Here is a 17,572-nt window from a genome sequence, read left to right as displayed (position 1 = left end):
GTCGGTCCCGGCGAGTCCTACGAGTACAACATGCCGCCACGACGAGGTGTACTGGCTAGAGTGCCGTGCGTCGAGCACGAAGAGGTTGAAGAGCCCGAAATACGTCCAATCCGACCACACACATCATCGTGTGGAGGCTCCCGGCGGTGAACAACCGACGCGGCTTTGTCCCGCTTGCCGCAACGTTTCACCCGGCTGCGAACACAACGGTGACGGATCGTGCGCGGACCGGACAGGGTAAGGATTTGCTTGCGCACACTTCAGGGTGTGCGGAAGTCTGTGGAACTCGTACCCGCAAGCCTGTCCTCGGGGTTGAAGCCCATGGGGCGTCGATCTGGCGTTTCCCGGCGCGGAGACCAGCAAGCGAACTCGAAGGAGTCCGCCGATGACCCAGTCCACCGAGCCCTCGGCCGGCGTTGCCGAGCAGGACATCGCTGAGCGCGAGGCCGACCGCGGCGCCACCGGACGTGGTGACGACCAGGTTACCGGCAGTGTCCAGGCGGGCCCTCGCAGGGTTCAGCGCACCGTCAACTTCGAACGGACCGTGCTGGAGCGCGCCAGGGCCGCCGCGACCTACCTGGCCGCCTACGAACCCCAGGCGGGCGTGCGCAGCCTCGCCGACATCGTCAACCCGGCGGTCGAGGCGCGGGTGGCCGAGTTAGAGGAGGAGTTCAACGACGGCAAGCCGTTCCGCCCGGTCTACCGGATGCCCGCCGGACGGCCCGCCCGCAACGTCCCCCGACCGGACCAACGCGAGCACGACCAGGACCTCTCGCCGAAAATCGGGAATTCGCCCGAACGGCCGTGAGGCGTTTCACTGTCGGTGATTGTCAGCCTGGCCGCGGAGTCGGCCGACGAGCACCGCGAGCACCCAGCCGAGCCCGGCGAGCAGGGCGGCCGCCACCAGTTGCCCTGGCTGCCCGAACGCGGCCACGAACTCGTCGATCAGCAGCAGGCCCGCGGCGACCCCGAGCGTGATCGGCAGGAACTGCGCCTTCGGCATGGCCTTGACCAGCGGGAGCACGAAAGCGACGCTGATCAGCGCCTGGCCGAGCAGGGTCAGCACCCAGTCCACGCCTGCGCCCCTCACTTTCCTGCCGCCGTTTCACCGGGACGAGGGATGAGCCGGCCTGTAAGCCGGATCCTGTTCCGGGACGCCTCGCGGCGTTCCCTTCGGCGGCCATCCATCTGGGCCCGCCGTCGCCGACGGGCTCGTGCGGCCTACCCGCGAGCTCGGGCGGGCAGCCCTCAAGCACTCGCGCAGGCCCCGCCCGGAAGGGCGGGACCTTCTTGGCCTTGCTCCAGGTGGGGTTTACCGAGCCATCCCGGTCACCCGGGATGCTGGTGGTCTCTTACACCACCGTTTCACCCTTACCCGGTCCGCTCGCGCGTCCGGGCGGTCTGTTCTCTGTGGCACTGTCCCGTGGGTCGCCCCAGGTTGCCGTTAACAACCACCCTGCCCTGCGGAGTCCGGACTTTCCTCGGCGGCGGGTCTCCCCGCCGACGCGGCCGCCCGGCCGGCTCATCCGCCCTCCAGCCTACGCACCCGCCATGATCACCCCAGGTGCGAGGTGTCGTTGACCAGCCGCACCGAGGCGTGCCCGTCGGGGTAGAACTCCGCGACCGAGACCGACGCCAGGTCCAGGTGCAGCCGGAACAGCAGCGACGGGCCCACGTCCAGCGCCATCCGCAACAGCGCCTTGATCGGGGTGACGTGGCTGACCACCACGATCGTCGAGCCGCCGTACCGGGCGATCAGGTCGTCCCGGCAGCGGCGCACGCGGCGGTGCACGGTGTCGAAGCTCTCGCCCCCGCCGGGCGGGGCCAGCGCGGTGTCGGCCAGCCAGGCGCGGTGCAGCTCCGGGTCGCGCTCGGCGGCCTCGGCGAAGGTCAGCCCCTCCCAGTCGCCGAAGTCGGTCTCGGTCAGCCCGTCGAGCGTGACCGGCTCCAGGTCGAGGGCGTCCGCGACGGCGCGAGCGGTGTCCGCCGCCCTGGACAGCGGGGAGCTGACCACGGCGGCGACGTCGGTCAGCTTGCCCAGCCGCTGCGCGGCCGCGGCGGCCTGCCGCTGCCCTTCCTCGGTCAGCACGGCGTCGCCGCGGCCGGAGTAGCGGCGCTCCACCGACAACGGGGTCTGACCGTGGCGCAGCAGGACCAGCCTGGTCGGGACGCCGGTCGCGCCGGTCCACGACGGGGGCGCGGCGGGCTTGGCCTGCGCTTGCGGGGCAGGCTTGCCTTCCTGGGCGTCCATGGCCAGGTTGGCCAGCCGGTCCGCGCGCTTGTTGCGGTCGCGCGGCACCCAGGTCCACTGGATCCGGCCCAGGTCGGCGGCCAGCCGCTTCGCCTCGGCGGCCAGCGGTTGCATCGCGGGGTGCTTGACCTTCCACCGTCCGGCCATCTGCTCGATGACCAGCTTGGAGTCCATCCGCACCTCGACGGTCTCCGCACCGAGGTCGACCGCGGCGGTGAGCCCGGCGATCAGGCCCTGGTACTCGGCGACGTTGTTGGTGGCGACGCCAATGCCCGCGGAGCGCTCCGCCAGCACCTCACCCGTCGCGGCGTCGAGGACGACGGCGCCGTACCCGGCGGGCCCCGGGTTGCCCCGGGAACCACCGTCAGCCTCGACGATCACGCGCGTGGTCACAGACCGGACTCCGAGGTCCGGACGAGGATCGCGCCGCACTCCTGGCACCGGACGACCTCGTCGGGCGCGGCCGCGCGCAGGTCGCTGATCGCGGTCCGGTCGAGTTCGAGGCGGCAGGCCCCGCAGCGGCGGGCGCGCAGCAGCGCGGCACCGGTGCCCTTGTTGGCGCGGACGCGCTCGTAGAGCGTGACCAGCTCGGTCGGCAGCTCGGCGAGCACGGTCTTGCGGCGGTCGCTGGAGCGCGCCTCGGTGGTCTCCAGATCGGCGAACGCCTGGTCGCGACGGCCCTGCGCGTCGGAGAGCTTCTCCTCCGCGGTGGCCAGCTCGCTCTTGGCGAAGGTCACGTCCTGCTCGACGGCCTCGCGCCGCTCCATCAGCTCCAGCGACTCGTCCTCCAGCACGCCCTGGCGCCGCTTGAGCGTCTCCAGCTCGTGGTTGAGGTTCTCCGCCTGCTTGGCGGGCACACCGTCGTCGAGCAGCTTGCGGTCGCGGTCGGCGCGGGCGCGGACCTGGTCGATCTCGGTCTCCAGGCGCTTCACGTCCCGGTCGAGGTCGCCCAGCGTGGTCTCGGCGGCCACCACCGCGTCCCGCTTGGCCCGCAGCACCTGCTCCGCCTCGGCGATCTCGGCCAGCTCCGGCAGGTTCCGCCTGCGGTGGGCGACGCGGTCGAGCTCGGTGTCGACCTCGGCGAGGTCGAGGAGGCGGCGCTGGACGGCGGGTGCTGCTTTCACGAGGTGCTCCCCCAATGGAGTTGTGATCAGGATGCCGATGAGGCTGTGTCTAACGGGACGCTGCGAGCGTCCAAGGATCAGTGCGGCGCTCAGAGACGTGGACTGCGACGTTACCGCCGAAGGCGTCGCGGATGACGCGCGCCGCCTGCTCGCACCACGGCCACTCGCTCGCCCAGTGCGAGACGTCGACGAGCGCGGGCAGATCCGAGCCCTTTTCCAGGTGTTCGCCGGCGGGGTGGTGGCGGAGGTCCGCCGTGACGTAGGCGTCAGCCCCGGACCGCGTCGCCACGCCGAGCATCGAGTCCCCCGCGCCGCCGCAGACCGCCACACGCTTGATCATGCGCTCGGGATCGCCAGCGGCTCGGACGCCCCACGCGGTGGCGGGCAGCGCTTCGGCCACGCGGCGGACGAACTGCGCGAACGGCTCGGCCTCGGCGAGTTCGCCGACGCGGCCGAGGCCGGTCGTGGGCGCGTCCGGCTTGGGTTCGAGAGGGGCGGTGCCGACCAGGCCGAGCGCGTCGGCCAGCGCGTCGGAGACCCCGGGGTCAGCGGAGTCGGCGTTGGTGTGGGCGCAGAACAGCGCCGAGCCCGCGCGGATCAGGCGGTGGATCAGCTTGCCCTTGGGGTCGTCCGCCGGTACGCCGTGCACCCCGCGCAGCAGGAGGGGGTGGTGGGCCAGCACGAGGTCGGCGCCCAGCTCCAGCGCTTCGTCCACAGTGGACTCAACGGGGTCCACGCAGACGAGCACGGACCGCACCGGCTCGGTCCGGTCGCCGCAGACGAGCCCGACGGCGTCCCAGGGTTCGGCGAGCGCGGGCGGGTAGGCCCGCTCCAGCGCGGTGATCACCTCGGCGAGAGTGGGGCTCACAGAACCGCCTCGAAAGCTCGGCGGCCCGTGATCCCGGGGCGCTGTGTTCGATGGTTCACTCGCACACTCGTTCACAGGACGGACTCCTCCAGTAGTTCACGCAATGCGGCGAGCAGTGGGGCGGTCTGGTCAGGAGCGCGCACGGCGACGCGCAGGTGATCCGGGGTGAGCCCGGGGAAGGTGTCGGCGCGCCGCACCGCGAAGCCTTTGGCGCGCAGGCGTTCCCGCAGTGCCGCAGCTCCGGGGACGTGGAGCAGCAGGAAGGGTGCCCGGGCGGGCTCGACCACGGTCACCCCGGGCAGCTCGGCGAGCGCCTTGGCGAATCCGACGCGGTGGTCCTCCAGCTCGCGGGCGACGGATTCCGCCTCGGCGACGGCATCCGGCTCGCAGCACGCGCGGACGGCTTCGAGCACGAGCGCGTTGACCGGCCACTGTGGACGGTGCAGGCCGAGCGCGGCGAGCAGTTCGGGTTCCCCGAGCGCGTACCCGGCGCGCAGACCGGGCAGGGACCACGTCTTGGTCAGACTGCGGAGCACGAGCAGGCCGGACGTGGTGTCCCCGGCCAGCGACTCGGGCTCGCCGGGGATGGTGTCGGCGAACGCCTCGTCCACCACGAGCACGCGACCGGGGCGGGCGAGCGCGCGGACAGCGGCGGCGGGGTGCAGCACGGACGTGGGGTTGGTCGGGTTGCCGATCACGACGAGATCGGCTTCGTCGGGAACGCGCGCGGACGCCAGCGTGTGGTCGTCCAGCAGCACCCGCGTGACCGGGACGCCCGCGTCGGTCAGGGCGACCTCGGGCTCGGTGAAGGACGGGTGGATCACAGCGGCCAGGCGCGGCTTCAGGGCGGGCAGCAGGGCGAATCCCTCCGCCGCCCCGTTGAGCACCATGACCTCGTCCGGCCGACGGCCGTGGCGCGCGGCGGCGCCGGCCCTCGCGGCGGCGTCGTCCTGCGCGCTCGGGTAGCGGCCGAGCTTGTCGAGAGCGGCGGCCAGGCGCTCGCGCAGCCACTGCGGCGGCCGATCGGCGCGCACGTTGACGGCGAAGTCGGCCAGCCCGGGCAGGGCCTCGACATCGCCGTGGTGGCGCAGCGCCGCCCGGTCCACATCACTGCTCATCAGCGCGGAAGTCTATGCACCCGCCCCGGTGCGACGCGGAGACTGGGCGGCGTGGACGTGCGGGAGACGGTGCGCGAACTCGTCGAGCTGGACTGCGCACACGGAGCGGCCGGGATCGCCGACCTGGCGTTGCGGCGGTTCGCCCAGGCTCGGCGGGGAGCGACGCGAGAGCTGCGGCAGGTGACGGCGGAGCTCGGGGAGGTGTGCGGCTGGCTGCTCTTCGATTCGGAGCGGCACCGCGAGGCGCGGTGGGTCAACCGGGCCGCGTTGGCCATCGCCGACCTGCCGATGCGCTGGTTCATCCTGTCCAACCAGGCGCAAGCGTCCGTCCACATCGGACTGAATCGCGAGGGTCTGCGGATCGCCGACGACATGCTCGCCACCGATCTGCCGCACCGGGTCGCCGCGCTGTTCCGGGTCCGCCGGGCGAGGGCGCTGGCGGCGCTCGGCGCGTCCGGTGAAGCGGAGCGGGAGTTCGCCCGCGCCCGGAGCGCGTTCCTCGACGGGGTCGGCGCGCGAGATCCGTCCTGGACGTGGTGGATCAACGAGCGCGAACTCTCCTGGCACGAGGGCATGATGCGCGCGGAACGGGGACGGGGGATCGAGGAGCTGGCCGACTCCTACGAGGCCGGCGACAGCAATCCTCGATCCCGCTTCGTCTACGGTGCCCACCTGGTGGAGGCACTGGCTCGCGTTCGGTCGCGAGAAGCCGCGCGGGTCGCGGGCGAGGTCATTCCGTTTATGGGTGTGATCGGTTCTGTCCGCGCGGAACGCGCCCTGCGGCGCTCCGGGTTGTGGAAATAATTTCTCCCCGTCAGGGTCGCCCCCACCGAATACCCGGGCCTTCCCGGATCACCGGGAACCGCGTCTGCCCGAAGCTGGATTCGCCTAAGCCGCCCTCGATTCAAAGGCGAATTCCTCTTCATGTCTCGCGCGTTCACCCTCCTCGTCTACATCGCCGGACTGGCCATGGCGATCAGGACCGTCTCGGGTTTCGCCATCGACCTCGGCGTCTACCGCGCGGGCGGCCAGGCCGTGCTCGACGGGGCGCCGGTGTACGAGAACGAGCTGTTCGCGGGCCTGCTGTTCACCTACACGCCGTTCGCCGCGCTGATCTTCGTCCCGCTCGCACTGCTGCCGGTGGTCGCGGCGCAGTCGCTGGTGGCGCTGGGGAACTACGCGCTGCTGACCTCTTCGCTGTCGCGGTCGTGGCACGCGTTGGAGAAGCGGAAGGCCCTCACGCTGACGCTGCTCATGGCCGCTCCCCTGCTGCTCACCGAAGCGGTTCGGGTGACGCACTCGATCGGCCAGGTCAACCTGGCACTGCTCGCGCTCGTGCTGTGGGACCTGCTCCGCGACGATTCCCGGCGCACCAAGGGAATCGGTGTCGGCATCGCCGCGGGCATCAAGCTCACGCCGTTGTTCTTCGTCGCCTATCTCGTCATCACCCGGCGATTCCGCGCGGCGGCCATGGCACTGGCGGGTTTCGGGGGCACCATCGCAGTGGGCTTTCTGCTCCTGCCGAAGGATTCGGTGAGGTTCTGGCTAGGCGGGACGTTCACCGACGCCGCCCGCGTTTTCCCGGATGTCGCCGCCGTGCACAACCAGTCGCTGCGCGGAATGGTGCTGCGGGCTTTCGGCGGCCTCTCGGACGAGACCCAGGGTCTGTGGATCGTGCTGGCGGCCGTGGTCACGATCGGCACCCTCGCCCTCGCGGCGTGGGCCAGCCAGCGCGGCGAGGAACTGCTCGCGCTGACCTTGTGCGGTCTGTGCGCCGCGACCGTGTCGCCGTGGTCGTGGGGGCACCACTGGGTGTGGATCGTCCCACTGGCCGTGATCGCGGTGCGGAAGTCGTGGTGGGTGCTGGCGCCGCTGTTCGTGCTGACCTTCCCGAAGCTGCACGCGCTCGCCGCCCCGGCCCCCTCGGTCACCGAGCCGCCCGTGTTCCAGGGCAATGCGCTCGCGTTCCTCCTCGGCAACATCTACGTGATCATCTTTGCCGTGACCGTGCTCGCCGCGGTGGCGCACCTGGCTCGGCAGCACCCGCACGAGCAGGCCCGGGTGGAAGAATGCCGCCGTGAGTTCGCGAGCGTCTGAGCACGACCTGCACATCTGCTTCGTCTGCACGGGGAACATCTGCCGGTCCCCCATGGCCGCGCTGGTGTTCGCCGAGCACCTGCGGCGCGAGGGCCTGGACGACCGGGTGCGGGTGAGCAGTTCGGGCACGGGGTCCTGGCACGTGGGCGAGAAGATCGACTCGCGGGCGGGGGCGACGTTGCGGGAGCACGGGTATCCGACGAAGCACACCGCGGCGCAGGTCGGCGAAGCGCACCTGGACGCGGACCTGCTGGTGGCGCTGGACTCAGGGCACGCGCGGGACCTGCGCAGGCTGGTGGGCGACCCGGACCGCGTCCGGCTGCTGAGGTCGTTCGCGCCGGAGGGCACGGACCTGGACGTGCCGGACCCGTACTACGGCGAGCGCAGCGGGTTCACCGAGGTGCTGGAGATGATCGAAGCGGCGTCGCCCGGCCTGGTGCGGTGGGTCAAGGAGCGCCTGTGATCCCGATCGGCTCGGGGGCGAGCGGGACGGTCTACCGGGCCGAGCTCGACGGGCGCACGGTGGCGATCAAGGAGAGGACCGCACCTGAGCCCAACGGGACCTGGGCGGAGGCGGCTTCGCTCATCTGGCTGGGCAGAGCGGCGCCGGAGGTCTTCGAGTGGGACGAGGACCGGATCGTCATGCAGTACATCGAGCCGGGTGAGCCTTCGGAGCGAGCCGCCGAGGAGCTGGGCCGAGCGCTGGCGGAGATCCACGCGCAGGGTGCGCCGAAGTACGGCTCGCCGCCGGAGAACGGGCCGCGTGACGCCTGGATCGGGCCGGTGCCGATGCGGAACGAGGAGTGTGACAGCTGGGCGGAGTTCCACTCACGGTTGCGGGTCGAGCCCTACGTGCGCATGGCGGTGGACCGCGGGTACCTGACCAACGAGGAAGCACGGGTCTTCGACCGCGAGTGGGATGTGCCGGACGAGCCGCCCTCGCGGGTGCACGGCGACCTGTGGAGCGGGAACGTGCACTGGGGCCGCGAGCGGGCCTGGCTGATCGACCCGGCGGCGCACGGAGGGCACCGGGAGAGCGACCTCGCCATGCTCGAACTGTTCGGTTGCCCACACCTGGAGCGGGTGCGCGGGGCGTACCTGGAGGTGGCCCCGTTCGCCGACGGCTGGCGGGATCGCGTTGCGCTGCACCAGGTGTTTCCGCTGCTCGTGCACACGGCGGCGTTCGGGCGGTCCTACGCGGGCAGAGCCCTGGCGGCGGCTCGTAGCTGAACTACGCATACCGTGGTGTCCGTGCGTTGGAAGTTTCTGCTGCGGCCGGGTTGGCTGGCGTTGATCGCCGGAGTGCTGATGTTCTCCGCGGCGTGCTTCCTGCTGCTCGGGCCGTGGCAGTTCCGGCAGCACGAGCGCAAGCAGCTGCTGATCAGCAACGTCAGCAGCTCCGAGACGGCCCCGGTCATCGCCTACGAGCGCCCCACGGCGAACAACGAGTGGCGCCAGGTGCGGCTCACCGGCACCTACCTTCCCGAGGCCGAGACGGTCGCGCGCCTGCGCACGGTCCTCGGTGAGGCCGCGTTCGAGGTGCTGACCCCGATGCGGCTGACCGACGGCAGGACTGTGCTGATCAACCGCGGCTTCGAGCGGCCGATCAACGGCACGCAGATCCCCGACTACGACGCCCCGCCCACGGGAGAGGTCACGGTCGTCGGCAGGCTGCGGGTCGACGGAGGCGGCGGGGAAACCCGCGAGATGGTCAACATCGGCAAGCACAAGCAGGTGTACTCGGTGAGCACCGCCGCGGTGACGGCCGCGACCGGGGTCCAGCTGGAGCCGGGCTTCGTGCAGCTCAACCCGGGTCAGCCGGGCGTTCGCGGGCCGCTGCCACTGCCGAACCTGGACAGCGGGCCGCACTTCTCCTACGCGTTGCAGTGGTACGGATTCGGCGTGATGGCGTTGCTCGGCCTGTGCTACTTCGCTTACCGCGAGGCCAACCCTGATCAGCCGCGCAAGATGACTGTGCAGGAAATGCTTGCGGCAGAAGAGGGATCAGCGACGCCGACGAAGCCGGCCGATCGCTACGGAAGCCACCGCTGACACCGCCGCGGTCGCCGTGCCGATCACCCGGGACAGCTCGACGCTCCGCGTGACGTCGCCGGAGTCCGGGGTGCGGCCCTCACCGAGCACCGGACGCTCCTCCGCGCCGTAGCCGTAGACCGTGCGACCGCCCAGCCGCACGCCGAGCGCGCCCGCGAACGCCGACTCGATCTGCCCGGCGTTGGGGCTGGGGTGCGCCGACGCGTCCTGCCGCCACGTCCGCCACGCACCACGAGCGGAGCCACCCACGACCGGCGCGCACAACGAGGTCAGCATCGCCGCGACCCGGGACGGGACCAGGTTGGCCACGTCGTCGATGCGCGCCGAAGCCCAGCCGAAGTTCGCGTAGCGCGGTGAGCGGTGGCCGACCATCGCGTCCAAGGTGTTGATCGCGCGGTAGCCCAGCAGACCGGGCACTCCGGCAACGGCTCCCCACAACAGCGGGGCCACCACGGCATCGGAGGTGTTCTCCGCCACGGACTCCACGGTCGCGCGCGAGAGGCCCTGGTTGTCCAGCAGCCCGGGCTCGCGCCCGCACAGGTTGGGCAGCCGGTCGCGGGCCTCGTCGAGCCGCCCGCCGTCGAGGGCCTGGGCCATGGCCGTGCCCTCCGCGCCGAGCGAGGTCCCGCCGAGCACCGCCCAGGTCGCGGCGGCCGTGCCGAGCGCCTGCACCAGCGGCCGGTTGCGGCCGAGCCGCTCCACGCCGACGCCGAGCGCGACGACGCCCCCGGTCAGCACGGCGTTGTAGAGGACACCCGCGCCCCGGCTGTCGCGGTAGAGCACGCGCTCCAGGGACTGCGCGGCGCGGCCGAACGCGGCGACGGGATGCCCCCTGCGGGGATCACCGAGCGCGGCGTCCGCGGCGACTCCGAGCAACAGACCGATCGCGCGAGCCGCGCTCAACTGAGCCTCCCGGTGTGCACTGCTGGGCGAGTGCGGAGCACGTTAGCGCTCGCGCGGGCGCCGCCGGGGATCGGGTTAAGGTGGCGCGGAAGTGAGTGCCGGGCACGAGGGGCAAACGATCGACACCGAGACCAGCTTGCCGGACCGGGCGGGTGAGGCGGCCGGGGCGGACCAGGAGGCCGAGCCCCGCCTCGCCCTGTACGCCTACCTGACGGCCGAGCATCGCCGCAGCTACCTGGCCATCATGCGGCTGTTCACGGCCACCCTGCTGCCGGACCTCTCGCCCAACGAGGTCGCCGCCGCGCTGGCCCCGCTGGAGCGCGAGGGCGCGATCGACCCGGGCGAGTCCGACCCCGAGGTGGTCGCCGACCGGCTCAAGCGGCTCCACGACTGGGGGAATCTGGTCAAAGGGCGGCGCGAGACGATCGCGTCGAGCATCGCCGAGTTCGTCCGCGGCGCGTTCCGCTATCAGGTGAACAAGCTCGCCGTGCGCGTCCAGCGCGACGTGGACGAGCTGCTGCGGGTGCCGGAGGGCGCGCGCGAGGTCTCCCGGGAGCTGCTGCCCGCGATCGAGCGCGGCCTCGTCCAGCTCGGCGGCACCCTGTCCAGGGCGATCACCGCGGAAGGCCAGGGCGGATCGGTGGCCAAGCGGGCCCGCGAGGAACTGGCCGAGCAGGTCACCACGCTGTTCCTGCAGCACGCCGAGCTGGCCGTGACGGTCCGCGACTTCTACGCCTACCTCGGCCAGGTCGTCACCAGGCACAACCTGGAGCCGGACGAGATCTCCGGCTTCCGCAACCTGCTCGTCGAGTACATCCAGATGGTCGTCGAGGACGTGCTGCGGCACACCCCGACCATCGCGGACGCGTTGAAGGGCCTGGCCAGGGGCCGCTCCGAACTGCTGCGGCTGCTCGGCCCGAACGATCAGCTCGGCACCGCGGTGGAACGGGCGCGCGGACGGTCGCGGACGGACTGGCAGGAGCTGACCGACTGGTTCGTCGACCGCCCCGGACGGCCGAGCCAGGTCACGGCGCTGCGCGAGGCCACGGCGCGCGCGATCGGTTCGCTGCTGGCCAGCGTGAAGCGCGCGACGGCGGGCGGCGGGCTGCTCCCCGGCAGGCGCTCGGAGCTGCTGGAGCTGGCCACCTGGTTCGACGAGGCCGAGCCCGCCGAAGCGCATTCGATCTACGCGGCGGCCTTCGGGCTGTACTCGTCGCGGCACCTGCTCCCCGCGCCGGAGCACGACGGCGACGACGAGCACACGCCCTGGCGCGACGGCCCGGTCGTGGACGTGACCGTCAGCGTCCGCAGTCGCGGTGACCGCGGCGCGCGCGGTCGTGCCTCGCGCATCCTGGACGACCCCTTCACCCAGGAAACCCTTCTGGCGGAAGCGAGGAAGGCCGATCAGCGGCGGGCGGCGGCGGTGTTCGAACTCGCGGCCGCGGCACCGAAGCTGGAGGAGACGGAGCTGTCCTCGGACGCGCTCGGTGTCTTCTGCGAGCTGCTGACGCTGGCGATGGCGCAGCGCGAGCGCGACACCGACCAGGGCTCGGCAGCCGACCCCGTGCGCGGGCTGCGCCTGACCGTCCAGCCCACCGAGGACGGGCCGACCCGCATCAAGACGGTCGGCGGAGTCCTCACGCTGCACGGCGCACGGGTCGCCCTCACCACCGAACAGCCCGAGGTGCGCACGTCATGACCACTGCCACCAGACAGCGGGGCGCGGCGGCGGCTGTCGCGGTGCTCGACGGACTGTCGGACATCGACGCAGCGAACGTGGTGCGGTGCGCGCGGACCCTGCTGCGCCGACCACTGTTGCGAGTGGACGGTCACGACGGCGATCTCCTGCCGCTGGTGTTCCGCCACCGCGTCGCGTTGCAGGAGCTGTTCTCCTCGCTGCTCGGCTATCGCCTTGTGGTGCAACGGAAATTCGCCCGGCTCTACAAGTCCGGCCCCGGCCCGCAGGTCACCCGCGGCGAGCAGTCGCTGACCCCGCGCGGCTACGCCTACCTCGCGCTGAGCATGGCGGCGCTGATCGGTGTCGGCCGCCAGGTGCTGTTGTCGCGCCTGGTCGCCGAGATCCGCGCGGCGGCGGCGGAAGCCGGGATCGAGGTCTCCGACGGGCTGCCCGACCGGCGCGCGCTGACCGCCGCGCTGCGCCACCTCGTCGCGCTCGGCGTGATCACCGAGACCGAGGGTTCGGTGGCGCCGTGGACGGGCGAGGCGCCGAGCGAAGCGCTGATCACCGTGGACACCGACCTGCTCGGGCACCTGCTGGCCGGGCCGATCGGCGAGGTGGAGACACCGGAGGAACTGATCACGGCCTCCGCGTGCGCCGGGATGGTCGGTGGCGAGCGCGGCGTCGAGCACGCGGTGCGGCGCAGGCTCGTCGAGGATCCCGTTGTGCTGCACGCGGATCTGCCCGAGGAGCAGGCGACCTGGTTGCGGCGCCACCACAAGCGCGAGTCGCTGCTGTTGGAGCGCTGTTTCGGCCTGGTCGCCGAGGTCCGCCTGGAGGGCGTCGCGGTGACCGACCCCGAGGAGTACCTGACCGACCTCGGCTTCCCCGGCATGGGCACGGTCGCCAGGGTCGCACTGCTGTCCCTGCCCGAGCTGCTGAAGCTGGACGAGGACGTGGAGCCGCGCGAGGACGGCCGGACCGAGGTGAGCAGGCTGCGCCTGCGCGAGGTCTGCGTCGACCTCGTCGAGTCCTACCCGTCCGCGTGGTCGAAGCAGGCCACCGAGGACGTGGACGAGCTGGTCGACGGTGTCCTGGAACTGCTGGCGGCCCTCAGCCTGGCCGTGCAGCAGGACGAGGGCACCTGGCTGATCAGCCCGGCCGCGCACCGCTGGGTGCCCGACCCCGACGCTTCCCCTGGGCGCGAGAGCACCGACGAGACCCCCGAACCCGTTGTCCAGACGCCAAGCTGGTCGCTTTTTGATGAGGAGAGCACGTGAACCGCTGGCGACTCAACCGTGGCGGCATCGTCAACATCTGGCAGTACGCCGAGCAGGAGTTCGACTTCTCCGGCGGCCGGGTGATCTTCCAGGGCACCAACGGCTCCGGCAAGTCGCGGACCCTGGAGCTGCTGCTGCCGCTGTGCCTGGACGGCGAACTGCGCCAGATGGGCTCCAAGGGCTTCGACACGGTCAGCATCCGGCGCCTGATGCTCGACGACTACACCGGCGGCCCGAACCGGATCGGCTACGCGTGGGTGGAGCTGGAGCGCGGGGAGGGCGAGTACCTCACGTGCGGCATCGGCGTGAAGGCCTCGAAGACCTCGCAGCAGGTGACGGACTCCTGGCGGTTCATCACCAAGGCCCGCGTCGGCCGCAACCTGCAGCTCGTCGGCGCCGAGCGGGTTCCGCTCGGCCCGGCCCAGCTGCGCGAGGTGATCGGCGCGGACTGCGTGCTGGAGGAGGCGTCCTTCCGCGCGAAGATCGCCGAGACCGTCTACGGCGTGCCCGCCGACCGCTACGCCGACCTGCTGCACCTGCAGCGGACGCTGCGCAACCCCGACGTCGGCCTGAAGGTGCTGGAGGGGCAGCTCGAGCAGATCCTCTCCGACGCGCTTCCGCCGTTGGAGACCTCGCTGATCGAGCGGCTGGCCACCTCCTTCGACGACCTGGAGTCGATCAGGGAGAACATCGTCCGGCTCAGCACCGCCGACTCCGCCCTGAGCACGTTCCTCAACTCCTACTCCGGCTACGCGCTGACCGAGGTGCGCAAGGCAGCCGAGCAGGCCGAGGCGGCGCAGCGCAGGCTCACCTCGCTGCTGTCGGAGCTGAACCGGCTGGAGCGCAGGAAGATCTCCTCCGCCGAGGAGCGCGCCGAGGCCGAGGCCAAGGTCACCGAGCTTGAGGAGACCGAGAGCGAGCTCGAGGTCCGCATCGAGGCGCTGAAGGCGTTGCCCGCCTACCAGGGCTTGCGCGATCTCCAGGACCGCGAACGCCTCGTCGCGACCTCGCGCAAGGGCGCGGAGAGCGCACTCGACGTGGCCAATCGTCAACGTGCGCAAGAGGACCGCGCGGTCGACGCGGTGCTGGGCAGCCTGGAGCGGCTGGAGCGGGACACCGCGGCGGCCGGAGGACTGGCCGAGCAGGCGGGTCAGCTCCTGGCGTCGGCGGGCCTGGAGCGGACGCTGTCCGTGCAGGCCCCCGCCGCCCCGCCGGCGACCGTCGAGGTGGTCACCGCGCGCGTGCGGGCGAAGCCGGACCCGGACGCCGAGGCGCTGCCGATCGAGCGCAGGCAGCTGCCCGCGCTGAGCCCGGACGAGCTGCTGGCCGCGCTGCGCGAAGCCGGTGAGCGTGCTGAGGAAGCCGCGGCCGTTGTGCGGCAACGGAGTGCGCTCACCCTGACGCTGCACCAGCGGGCCGTGGAGTCCGACCGCGCGCGAGACCGGGTGGAGCAGCTGCACCGCACGGCGCGCGACGCGATGATCGCGGCAACCGAGTCCGCGGGGCGGCGCAACGAGGCCGGCCAGCGGGTCGAGGTGGCCGCGCAGGACTGGTCCGAGGCCGCGCAGCGCTGGGTCCAGGACGGCCCTCTGTCCAGTTTGGACATCACGGAGCTGCCGCACCTGCCGCGCCCGGAACTGCTGGTCGCGGAGAGCGCGGCGGGCCGCCGGGCGGCGCAGGAGATTCGCAAGTGGGCCGGGCCGCACCTGCACACGGCGAGCCAGCAGGTGCTCAACGCCGAGCAGCGGCTGACCGAGCTGCGCGCGTCGATCTCCGAGCGCGACACCGAGCTGCGCGGCCTGCGCCAGGGCCAGGAGCCGGTACCGCCGAGGAGCACGCTGACCGAGCGCGATCCCAGTACTGGCGCGGAGTTCTACCGCCTGGTCGACTTCCGCCAGGTGCTCTCGGCTGACGAGCGCGCGGGTCTCGAAGCCGCCCTGCAGTCCAGCGGTCTGCTCGCCGCGTGGGTGTTCTCCGACGGCCGGATCGCGGGCGCGGGCGAGGCTGATGTCGTTGCCAGCCCACGGGAACAGCTGCCCGGCAGGACACTCGCCGAACTGCTCACCCCCGCGCCCGAACCGGGCTGTCCGGTGCCGACCGAGATGATCGAGCGCCTCCTGGAGTCGGTCTCGGTCGAGTCTGCGGACGGCTCTCCCGTGTCAATGCTCGATCCCGCGAGCGGATCTTCGATGGCCGTGTCCACGGACGGGACGTGGCGCGCCGGGGCGTTGTCCGGCTCGTGGCAGAAGGACGCCGCCGAGTACCTGGGCGCCGGTGCCCGCAAAGCCGCGCAGGAACGGCGGATCGCCGAACTGGAAGAGGAGCTGGACCAGCTCCGTGGCCTGCGGGCCGAGGCGCAGCAGGCGGTGGAGACCGCGCGCCAGCACGTGAAGGCGTGGGAGCGGCACCTCGCCGCGTTCCCCGACGACGGCGACCTGATCACCGCGCACGCGCGGCTGGCCAGCGCACAGGAGGCGTCGGCCGAGGCGGAGCAGCGCGCGCGAGCCCTGCGCGAGCAGCACCAGGAAGCCGATTTGCGGTGGCAGGCAACGAGAACCGAGCTGACGCAGGCCGCGACCGAGGCGGGGCTCTCCGACGAGACCGCCGCGCTGGAGCAGGCCTACCGTGCGGCCGAGCAGGCGCGCGGAACCGTTGAGCAGCTTCGGGAATCGCTGGTCGAGCGGTGCGCGGGCACGGTGAACCAGCTGGCTGACGCGCTGCACAACCACCACGCCGCGCTCAGCGACCGCGAGGAGGCCGAGGCCGAGGCGGAGCTGCGCTGCACCGAGTACGGCGAGCAGGCCAGGGCGCTGGAGGAGCTCACCACCTCGATCGGCGGTGAGGCGCAGCAGATCGCCGCGCAGCTGGCCGAGGTGGAGCGCGAGCACCGCCAGGCCCGCAAGGACCTGCCCGCCGCGCGCGAGCGGGTGATCGCGGTGCGCGAGGAGGCCACGAAGGTCGAGACGCTGCTGGAGACCAAGCAGCAGCAGCGCAGCGGCACCGAGGCCGAGCGCGAGCGCGCCAACGAGGCGTTCCGCGCGCTGCTCACCGCGCCCGGTGTGTGGGCGGCTGCGCTGCCGGAGGCCGAGGAGCCACCGCTGGACGACCTGGCCGCCGTGATCGAGGTGCTGCGCGAAGCCCCGGAGAAGCGGCCGGTCAGCGAAGGCACCGTGATCGGCAAGCTCCAGGCGCTCCAGTCCTCTTTGGCGGGCAGCCACAACATCACCGCCGAGACGGTCGCGGGCGTGCTCACCGTGACCGTGACGTCGGAGGAAGGCCCGCGGCCTGTCGCCGAGGCGGCGGCGCGCGTGGCGTCGAAGCTGGGCGAGCAGCGCGGCTACCTCGGCGAGCGCTACCAGGACATCTTCTCCGACTACCTCATGCGGGACCTCGCGGAGCGGCTGCGCACGCAGATCGGCGTCGCCGAGGACCTGTGCAAGCGGATGAACGAGGTGCTCGACCAGGCGCGGTCCAGCCAGGGCGTGCACGTGCAGCTCGAATGGCGTCCGTCGGCCGCGTTGGACCCGAACACCAAGGACGCGCTGGAGCTGGTCCGCACTCCGTTCGCCGACCGCGACGAGGAGCAGGACGCGGTGCTGCGCCGGGCTTTCACCGAGCGCATCGAATCCGAACGGGACGCGCACTCCAGCGGCTACGCCGAGATCTTGGCTCGCGCGTTGGACTACCGGACCTGGTACGCGTTCACCGTGCGGGTCCGCGACACCGGCCCGGACAGCAAGCCCCGCGTGCGGCGGCTGCGCCAGCTGTCCTCGGGCGAAACGCGCCTCGTCTCCTACGTGACCCTTTTCGCCGCCGCCGCCTCGTTCTACGACGCGGTCGGCACGGAGCCCGGCGAGGACACGACCGAAGATCCGCTTGCGGGATCGAGCACTTTCACAGGGCCGCTTCGCCTTGTACTCCTCGACGAGGCGTTCGAGCGGCTGGACGATCCGACGATCGCCAGGATGCTCGGGCTGCTGGTGGACCTGGACATGGACTGGATCATCACCTGGCCCAGCGGCTGGGGCGTCTCGCCGAAGATCCCGCGCATGCACATCTTCGACGTGCTGCGGCCGAAGAACGGCGGCGGCGTCGCGTGCACGCACACCACCTGGGACGGCAGCTCGCTCGACCGTGAGGACGTGTGATTCACAAAAACCGTGAAACAGAGGGTTCTTTCGGAGGGTTAGCGGCGATGGGC

Annotated in this window: 15 protein-coding genes and 1 other RNA gene; 9 read left to right on the top strand and 7 right to left on the bottom strand. The window is 71.8% G+C overall.

Annotated features, from left to right (window positions below; all coding sequences use genetic code 11):
* Window positions 1-385 precede the first annotated feature (385 nt).
* Complete coding sequence (locus BLT28_RS35685) at window positions 386-808, top strand: hypothetical protein (protein WP_063766630.1); 423 nt, start codon at window positions 386-388, stop codon at window positions 806-808.
* A gap of 6 nt (window positions 809-814) precedes the next feature.
* Here the strand turns inward: BLT28_RS35685 and BLT28_RS35680 are convergent, their stop codons facing one another.
* From BLT28_RS35680 to cobC, 6 genes are all read right to left on the bottom strand, one after another.
* The gene (locus tag BLT28_RS35680) at window positions 815-1,075 is read right to left on the bottom strand and encodes a hypothetical protein (RefSeq protein ID WP_030431160.1); all 261 of its coding nucleotides are present in this window, start codon (window positions 1,073-1,075) and stop codon (window positions 815-817) included.
* Between the two features lie 42 nt (window positions 1,076-1,117).
* An RNA gene (gene rnpB, locus BLT28_RS35675) (RNase P RNA component class A) lies at window positions 1,118-1,525 on the bottom strand.
* A 30-nt stretch (window positions 1,526-1,555) separates the two neighbouring features.
* Window positions 1,556-2,644: a bifunctional RNase H/acid phosphatase gene (locus BLT28_RS35670; protein ID WP_030431159.1), complete on the bottom strand. Its 1,089-nt coding sequence runs from the start codon at window positions 2,642-2,644 to the stop codon at window positions 1,556-1,558.
* On the bottom strand, window positions 2,641-3,375 hold the full coding sequence (locus BLT28_RS35665) for a zinc ribbon domain-containing protein (RefSeq protein WP_030431158.1): 735 nt from the start codon (window positions 3,373-3,375) through the stop codon (window positions 2,641-2,643). Before BLT28_RS35665 ends, BLT28_RS35670 begins: the two co-directional genes overlap by 4 nt.
* Window positions 3,376-3,424: 49 nt before the next feature.
* A complete protein-coding gene (locus BLT28_RS35660; RefSeq protein WP_030431157.1) occupies window positions 3,425-4,243 on the bottom strand; it encodes a Nif3-like dinuclear metal center hexameric protein in 819 nt (272 codons plus the stop codon).
* Between the two features lie 71 nt (window positions 4,244-4,314).
* Window positions 4,315-5,361: an Rv2231c family pyridoxal phosphate-dependent protein CobC gene (gene cobC, locus BLT28_RS35655; protein WP_030431156.1), complete on the bottom strand. Its 1,047-nt coding sequence runs from the start codon at window positions 5,359-5,361 to the stop codon at window positions 4,315-4,317.
* 51 nt (window positions 5,362-5,412) lie between these two features.
* On the opposite strand from cobC, the gene BLT28_RS35650 reads away from it, so the two are divergent.
* The 5 genes from BLT28_RS35650 (at window position 5,413) to BLT28_RS35630 (ending at window position 9,510) form a co-directional block, all read left to right on the top strand.
* Window positions 5,413-6,165 (top strand): hypothetical protein, encoded by a 753-nt coding sequence (locus tag BLT28_RS35650; protein ID WP_052407643.1) that lies wholly within the window; start codon window positions 5,413-5,415, stop codon window positions 6,163-6,165.
* A gap of 120 nt (window positions 6,166-6,285) precedes the next feature.
* Window positions 6,286-7,458: a glycosyltransferase 87 family protein gene (locus tag BLT28_RS35645; RefSeq protein ID WP_052407642.1), complete on the top strand. Its 1,173-nt coding sequence runs from the start codon at window positions 6,286-6,288 to the stop codon at window positions 7,456-7,458.
* 52 nt (window positions 7,459-7,510) lie between these two features.
* Window positions 7,511-7,921: a low molecular weight protein-tyrosine-phosphatase gene (locus tag BLT28_RS35640; RefSeq protein WP_231950927.1), complete on the top strand. Its 411-nt coding sequence runs from the start codon at window positions 7,511-7,513 to the stop codon at window positions 7,919-7,921.
* Entirely contained in the window at window positions 7,918-8,688 is a 771-nt protein-coding gene (locus tag BLT28_RS35635; RefSeq protein WP_231950532.1) for a fructosamine kinase family protein, read from the top strand. The genes BLT28_RS35640 and BLT28_RS35635 overlap by 4 nt, the downstream gene beginning before the upstream one ends.
* Window positions 8,689-8,709: 21 nt before the next feature.
* Window positions 8,710-9,510 (top strand): SURF1 family cytochrome oxidase biogenesis protein, encoded by an 801-nt coding sequence (locus BLT28_RS35630; RefSeq protein ID WP_030431152.1) that lies wholly within the window; start codon window positions 8,710-8,712, stop codon window positions 9,508-9,510.
* On the opposite strand, the gene BLT28_RS35625 is transcribed toward BLT28_RS35630, so the two are convergent.
* Complete coding sequence (locus BLT28_RS35625) at window positions 9,463-10,413, bottom strand: cobalamin biosynthesis protein (protein ID WP_030431151.1); 951 nt, start codon at window positions 10,411-10,413, stop codon at window positions 9,463-9,465. The two genes, BLT28_RS35630 and BLT28_RS35625, sit on opposite strands and share 48 nt — an antisense overlap.
* A 91-nt stretch (window positions 10,414-10,504) precedes the next feature.
* Between BLT28_RS35625 and BLT28_RS35620 the strand changes: the two genes are divergently transcribed.
* From BLT28_RS35620 to BLT28_RS35610, 3 genes are read left to right on the top strand one after another with little or no spacing between them, the layout of a single operon-like run.
* Window positions 10,505-12,112 (top strand): DUF2397 domain-containing protein, encoded by a 1,608-nt coding sequence (locus BLT28_RS35620; protein WP_081900502.1) that lies wholly within the window; start codon window positions 10,505-10,507, stop codon window positions 12,110-12,112.
* Window positions 12,109-13,371, top strand: coding sequence for a TIGR02678 family protein (locus BLT28_RS35615; RefSeq protein WP_052407641.1), 1,263 nt, complete (start codon window positions 12,109-12,111; stop codon window positions 13,369-13,371). The genes BLT28_RS35620 and BLT28_RS35615 overlap by 4 nt, the downstream gene beginning before the upstream one ends.
* Window positions 13,368-17,519: a TIGR02680 family protein gene (locus BLT28_RS35610; protein WP_030431148.1), complete on the top strand. Its 4,152-nt coding sequence runs from the start codon at window positions 13,368-13,370 to the stop codon at window positions 17,517-17,519. The genes BLT28_RS35615 and BLT28_RS35610 overlap by 4 nt, the downstream gene beginning before the upstream one ends.
* Window positions 17,520-17,572 lie beyond the last annotated feature (53 nt).

It is taken from the genome of Allokutzneria albata, assembly GCF_900103775.1.
In the GTDB taxonomy this organism is placed as follows: Bacteria; Actinomycetota; Actinomycetes; order Mycobacteriales; family Pseudonocardiaceae; genus Allokutzneria; species Allokutzneria albata.
The sequence above is the reverse complement of the archived record's forward strand: the minus strand, read 5'-3'. Positions and strand labels throughout refer to the sequence as shown.